Source organism: Mycobacterium sp. (assembly GCF_049281135.1).
In the GTDB taxonomy this organism is placed as follows: Bacteria; Actinomycetota; Actinomycetes; order Mycobacteriales; family Mycobacteriaceae; genus Mycobacterium.
The window spans coordinates 1-5405 of sequence record NZ_JBAPRN010000852.1; the positions used below are offsets into that span (position 1 = coordinate 1).

Genomic DNA, 5405 nt, shown 5'->3' on the forward strand with positions numbered 1-5405 from the left:
GCTCAAACCATGCATTCAGCCCGCTGTCGACCTGAGAACCAAACGACGAGCCAATCCAGGCCTGCTCCAGGCCCTGCAGCCAGGTCTGCGACGTGGCGTCGGACACCGACGCTGCGGTGCCGGCCGCGGTGGTGGCGTCGCCGACCGGGTTGGTCAGGTCGCCGAACAAGGCCTCCCAGCCAGAGGGGACCGTCGCAGCGACATCAGTAGCCGGCAGCGCCAGATCACCCAACGCCGAGGGGTCAATCCCCAACAGCGCGTCAAAGCTGGTCACCGAACTCAGGATCGAGTTGAGGATCGGGTCAATGATCGCGTCCAGACCATCGGCATGCGCCGGGGGAACCGACGCCAACGGCGTCAACCCGAACGCCAAAAACGCCCCGGCAGAACCACCGAGGCCAAGCGTCGCACGACGACGGGCCTTGCCCTTGTCCCGACGATTCTTCTTTGAGTGCTGTCCAGCCATCTCCCCGAACCCTTCCCTTAAGCTGAATTACGAGCTGACTATTCCCAGGTGCCGTTAAGGTAGCGCTTACTAACGCAATGGTAAGCAAAGAAACGCCCAAATGATTTTGAACGCCCAAATGATCTTGAAGAACTTTCCACGGCAGCGGGTGAAGCATCACCGGCGCAGGTCAGATGCTGTTTCGGTGCTCTGCCCATGGCGAAGAAAGCGGTCGCAACGCACCGTTTATGTATGTACATAGCTAGAACACTCTCGAAAATGAGCTGAGACTGTTTTCAGCGTCCTTTAAGGTGGCCTGCGTCGAGCCGGAGAACGACGATGAACCTCAACCCGCCAGCGCAGCAACCTTCGCAGAACACCGCGGTGTCAGAGGACGTCTTACATGGGCCCGCGCCCCCGGGCGACCAGATACGCCAGCGCCCCGTCGGTGCCGGGCGGCAACCTGTCGATCGGCCACCACCGCAAGTCCACTGATTCGTCGCTGATCGCGATCTGTGCCGCGGACGGCGCGTGCGCCACGAACTGCAAGTCGATGTGACGGGTCGGCACGCCCAGCGAACAGGTGAGCGCGTGGACGTTGATCGCGGCGAGATCGGATGTGATCCGCAGGCCGTCGACACCGGATTCTTCGGTGGCCTCCCGCAGCGCTGCCGCCACGATGTCGGCGTCGGAATCCTCGCAGTGCCCGCCCAATTGGACCCATCGTCCCAGCCGCGGATGCAGTGTCAACAACACCTGACCGCCGGTGTCGTCGAGCACCAACGCCGACGCCGTGATGTGGCCCGGTACGCATTCCCGACGGCAGGCATCCTCCCGGGCATCCAGGAACGCCAGCACGGCGTTACGCAGTGAATCCTGCGACCGATCCGGTGCCTGCCAGTCGGACAGCAGCGCTATCGCCGAGGACCGAACGCTCACTTGCGCACCAGCAGATCATTGACCGCGACGGGTTGACGAGGCTCGGTCACGGGCTGTTGGGGATAGCCGATGGCGATGGCGCCCAACGGTTCCCAGTCGTCAGGCAGGCTCAGTTCGTCGCGGACCAGATCGGCGGCGAAGATCGTCGAACCGATCCAGCAGCTACCTACCCCGCGCACCGCCAAGGCCACCAGCAGCGCCTGCACCGCGGCCCCGACCGCGACGGTGAACATGGTGTGCTCGGCATCGGTGCGCGCGGCGTCGGGATAACTGTGCGCGCCGTCGGGCACCAGCATCGGAATGACGACTTCGGGTGCGTCGTAGAGGATCTGACCGCGGCCCACTCGCCGCTCGACCGAGTCGGCCGGCCTGTCGTCGCCGGTGAGGTCGGCGCGCCACTTGTCGCGCATCCGCTCGAGCAGCCGGCTGCGCGTCGCCGATGTCTGCAGCCACACGAAGCGCACCGGCCGGGTGTGATGCGGAGCCGGGGCGGTGAGCGCTTCGGCGACTGCGTCCTCGATGAGTTGCGGCGGTACCGGCTCGGTGGCGAATTGGCGTACCGAGCGGCGGATCAGCTGGGCCTGTTGACGACCGAGTTCCAGGGCCTCGGCGGTGCCCAGCCAGAACAGGTCGTCGGTGCCGGACCGCACGAGGTGTCGGGCCGTGGCATCGGTATCGGTCACCACGCCGGCCGGCAGGCCTCGCAGCACGGCCACCGGTATCGCGGTGAGTTTGCCCTTGACCAGATCTGCCGCCGCGGCGATCTCGTCGGCAATGGCGACCTCGGTGACCAGCAGTTCGTTGCCGTGCCGGTCGACCGCGCCCGCGTAGCCGTGCAACACCGAGACGCCGGCCGCGCCGACGGCCGCGTCGGTCTGGCCGTTGCGCCACGCCCGGCCCATGGTGTCGGTGATGACGATCCCGACCGTGACACCGAGCCTTTCGCGCAGGCCGGCGCGCAACGACGCGGCGCTGCCGTCGGGATCGACGGGCAGCAGTGCCAGTTCGTCGGTGCCGATGTTGGATCCGTCCACGCCGGACGCGGCCTGCACCACGCCAAGCCGGTTCTCGGTGATCAGCGTTCGGCCCTTGCGGGCCAGCACCCGGACGGACTCGGCGTCGACAAGCTTGCGGCGCAACGCATCTCGCGCCTCGGGATCCTCCGGCGCGGGCACCAGGCGGCCCTCGCACTTGGAAAGCACCTTGCTGGTGACCACCAACACGTCGCCGTCGCGCAGCCAGGGTGCGGCTGCGGCCAGCGCGGCGGTCAGGTCATCGCCGGGCCGGAATTCGGGAAGCCCGGTGACCGGCAGAATCTCGATCGGTGACGCGGTGCCGTGTTCTCCGGCTGCCGCCGGCGCGATCACGCCGCCACGCCCGCGAGCTCGAGACCGGCGCTCACCATCTCGGCCGTGGCTTTCGGGTCGGTCATCAGCAATGGCACTGATCGGACCGCGAGACCCTCGATTTCGGCGTGATCGCCCTCGTGGATCAGCCAGCAATCCAGGATCCCGGTGCCTGCCCGCGCACCGTAGTAGCGCCCAACTGCCTCGGCGGTCGAGGCCACCCCGACTACCTTGAGACACTCATCGGCCATGCCACGCAACGGCTTTCCATCGATGATCGGCGAGTAGCCCACGACGGGGGCGCCGGTGGACCGCAACGCCGCGCGGATCCCAGGGATGGCCAGGATCGCGCCGACGCTGACCACCGGATTCGACGGCGCCACCAGGATCACGTCGGCGTCGCTGATCGCATCGGTGACTTCCGTTGTAGCGTTGGCATTTTCAGCGCCGACGAAGGCGAAGCTGTGGGTCGGCAGTTGCGCGCGGTAGCGCACCCACCACTCCTGGAAGTGGATCGCGCGCTGGCTGTCGTCGGCGGGATCGGTGATGACGACATGTGTTTCGCAACGGTCGTCGCTGGCGGGCAGCAGTCGCGCGCCGGGCTGCCAGCGGTCACACAACGCTGCGGTCACCTGCGAGAGCGGGTAGCCGGCGCGCAGCATCTGACTACGCACCAGATGGGTGGCCAGGTCGCGGTCGCCGAGTTGGAACCAGTCGGGCTGTACGCCGTACTGCGCGAGTTCCTCCTTGGCATGCCAGGTTTCGCCACGATGGCCCCAGCCGCGCTCCGGGTCGACGCCGCCACCCAGGGTGTACATGCAGGTGTCCAGGTCGGGGCAGATCCGCACCCCGTGCATCCATGCGTCGTCGCCGATGTTGACGACCGCGGTCAGCTCGTGTTCGCCGACGGGCGCAGACGCAGAGGCGAATTGGCCCAATCCAAGTAGTTGCTGTACCCCGAGCAGGAAGCGGGCGCCGCCGACCCCACCGACCAGAACCGTGACCTTCACACCGCACGACAGTACGCGCGACCGCGGTGGAGACGCCGAGGTGAGCGGCGCAATCGGAGAGTGGGGTTGATACCGGAATGCCTTGTGTGACGGGTGTGACCGACACGCCAATGCCCCAACGGTGTCAGTGTCGCAAAAAATTGGTCACGAGATGATATGGAAATCTTCCAAATCGCTTGCAAAGAGCTTCTTACCCGTGTGTAATCACAGCAGTGTCATTTCGGTTGGCCGGCCGGATTCGGTGTCGCAGACCGAGATTCGATCATTTGTTCGAATCGGGATGACCTACATCAAAACAGCGGTCACATTCACGATCAACTAAAACCAGGTGAGGAGGCGGAGCATGTCCTATGAACACCTTCGAGGCTTAATCGGTGGGACACCACCGCACACCACTCCCGGCTTGCCGATCACAGGGGTATCCCCAAGGCCCCATTTGAGTTTGGTTCCCGACACGGTCGAAGATGAATTCGAGGCCGCCGAGGTTGAGACCGATCAGTGGCAAGACCGTGCGTTGTGTGCTCAGACGGATCCGGAGGCGTTCTTCCCCGAGAAGGGCGGCTCCACGCGCGAGGCCAAGAAGATCTGCCTTGGCTGCGAGGTGCGCAGTGAATGCCTCGAATACGCCTTGGCCAAGGACGAGCGCTTCGGAATCTGGGGCGGCCTCTCGGAGCGGGAACGTCGCCGCCTCAAGCGCGGAATCATCTGACGCGCCGCGCTGCGCTTGCGATCACCCGTTATTCATCATCGATCGTCGGGTCGATGACAGAGGGTTCGACGTCCAGATACGTGGCCACCTGAGCCACCAAAATTTCATGCAGTAATTCAGCCAGCTCGACTGTGTCTTTGGCGCGTCGCTCGATTGGCTTGCGGAACAACACAACTCGCGCGCGGGTCGCGCTGCCGCGCACGTCGACGCCGGCGCTGATCAGCCTGGCGAGTGCGATCGGCCCGTCGGCGACCACCTCCGGTGGCCACTGCACGTTGTCGGGGTCTTTCGCCGAAATCCGCGGGATCTCGTCGACCGCCACGTCGAGCCCCGACAGTCGTTCCTGCCATCGCCGCTCGATGGGTTCGTAGGCCTCGAGCACCGCCATGTCGAAGCGTTCGGCGCGACTGCGCCACCCGGGCACCGTCGGCGGCAGCAGCGGACCGCGCATATCGCGGCCGCGCCGCGAGACCCTCCTGCCCACCGAGTGCCGGTTGCCCACCGGGTGCCGGCCGCGCGAGGAGCTGCGCGAATCGCTCACTCGGCGATGGTAACGGTTGGGCATCCCGGCCCCAGCGAATGCGCGTGTCCGGCGCCGCGTGGACGTTTCCGCACGATAATCTCTCGATCGTGAACGTTCCGCGTCGCTGTTGCCGGCCTGGCTGTCCGCATTACGCGGTGGCGACGCTGACCTTCGTGTACGGGGATTCGACGGCGGTCATCGGCCCGCTGGCCATCGCCCACGAGCCGCACTCCTGGGACCTCTGCGTCAGCCATGCAGGCCGGATCACCGCGCCGCGCGGCTGGGAGCTCGTCCGGCATTCCGGCCCGCTGGCCACCAACCCCGATGAGGACGACCTGATCGCACTGGCCGAAGCCGTGCGCGAAGGCCGCGACGTGGCCGCCGGCGGCGGCCCGGTCAACGGATTCCACGACTCGGGTGCCCAGTCCTCGGG

General features: G+C 66.1%; 6 protein-coding genes and 1 pseudogene. 2 read left to right on the forward strand and 5 right to left on the reverse strand.

The features are described from left to right. From WAN02_RS33880 to cofD, 4 genes and pseudogenes are all read right to left on the reverse strand, one after another. Positions 1-466: pseudogene (locus WAN02_RS33880) on the reverse strand (hypothetical protein); the annotation flags it as partial. 378 nt (positions 467-844) lie between these two features. Next, complete coding sequence (locus tag WAN02_RS33885) at positions 845-1384, reverse strand: NUDIX hydrolase (protein WP_422269722.1); 540 nt, start codon at positions 1382-1384, stop codon at positions 845-847. Continuing rightward, positions 1381-2748 carry a coenzyme F420-0:L-glutamate ligase gene (locus tag WAN02_RS33890; protein WP_422269725.1) on the reverse strand — a complete coding sequence of 456 codons (1368 nt, stop codon included), beginning with the start codon at positions 2746-2748 and terminating at the stop codon, positions 1381-1383. Before WAN02_RS33890 ends, WAN02_RS33885 begins: the two co-directional genes overlap by 4 nt. Next, positions 2748-3740: a 2-phospho-L-lactate transferase gene (gene cofD, locus WAN02_RS33895; protein ID WP_422269723.1), complete on the reverse strand. Its 993-nt coding sequence runs from the start codon at positions 3738-3740 to the stop codon at positions 2748-2750. Before cofD ends, WAN02_RS33890 begins: the two co-directional genes overlap by 1 nt. Before the next feature lie 370 nt (positions 3741-4110). On the opposite strand from cofD, the gene WAN02_RS33900 reads away from it, so the two are divergent. Next, positions 4111-4449, forward strand: a complete 339-nt coding sequence (locus tag WAN02_RS33900) for a WhiB family transcriptional regulator (protein ID WP_422269726.1) — start codon at positions 4111-4113, stop codon at positions 4447-4449. A 28-nt stretch (positions 4450-4477) separates the two neighbouring features. On the opposite strand, the gene WAN02_RS33905 is transcribed toward WAN02_RS33900, so the two are convergent. Continuing rightward, positions 4478-4900 carry a metallopeptidase family protein gene (locus tag WAN02_RS33905; protein WP_331511201.1) on the reverse strand — a complete coding sequence of 141 codons (423 nt, stop codon included), beginning with the start codon at positions 4898-4900 and terminating at the stop codon, positions 4478-4480. A 179-nt stretch (positions 4901-5079) separates the two neighbouring features. Here WAN02_RS33905 and WAN02_RS33910 point away from each other — a divergent pair. After that, positions 5080-5405: DUF3499 domain-containing protein (locus WAN02_RS33910; protein WP_422269724.1), on the forward strand; the 326-nt coding region annotated here is incomplete at its 3' end.

Excerpts from the sequence above, each read along its gene's own strand:
- WAN02_RS33905 (WP_331511201.1), bottom strand. The coding sequence starts at position 4,900 with ATGCGCGGTCCGCTGCTGCCGCCGACGGTGCCCGGGTGGCGCAGTCGC.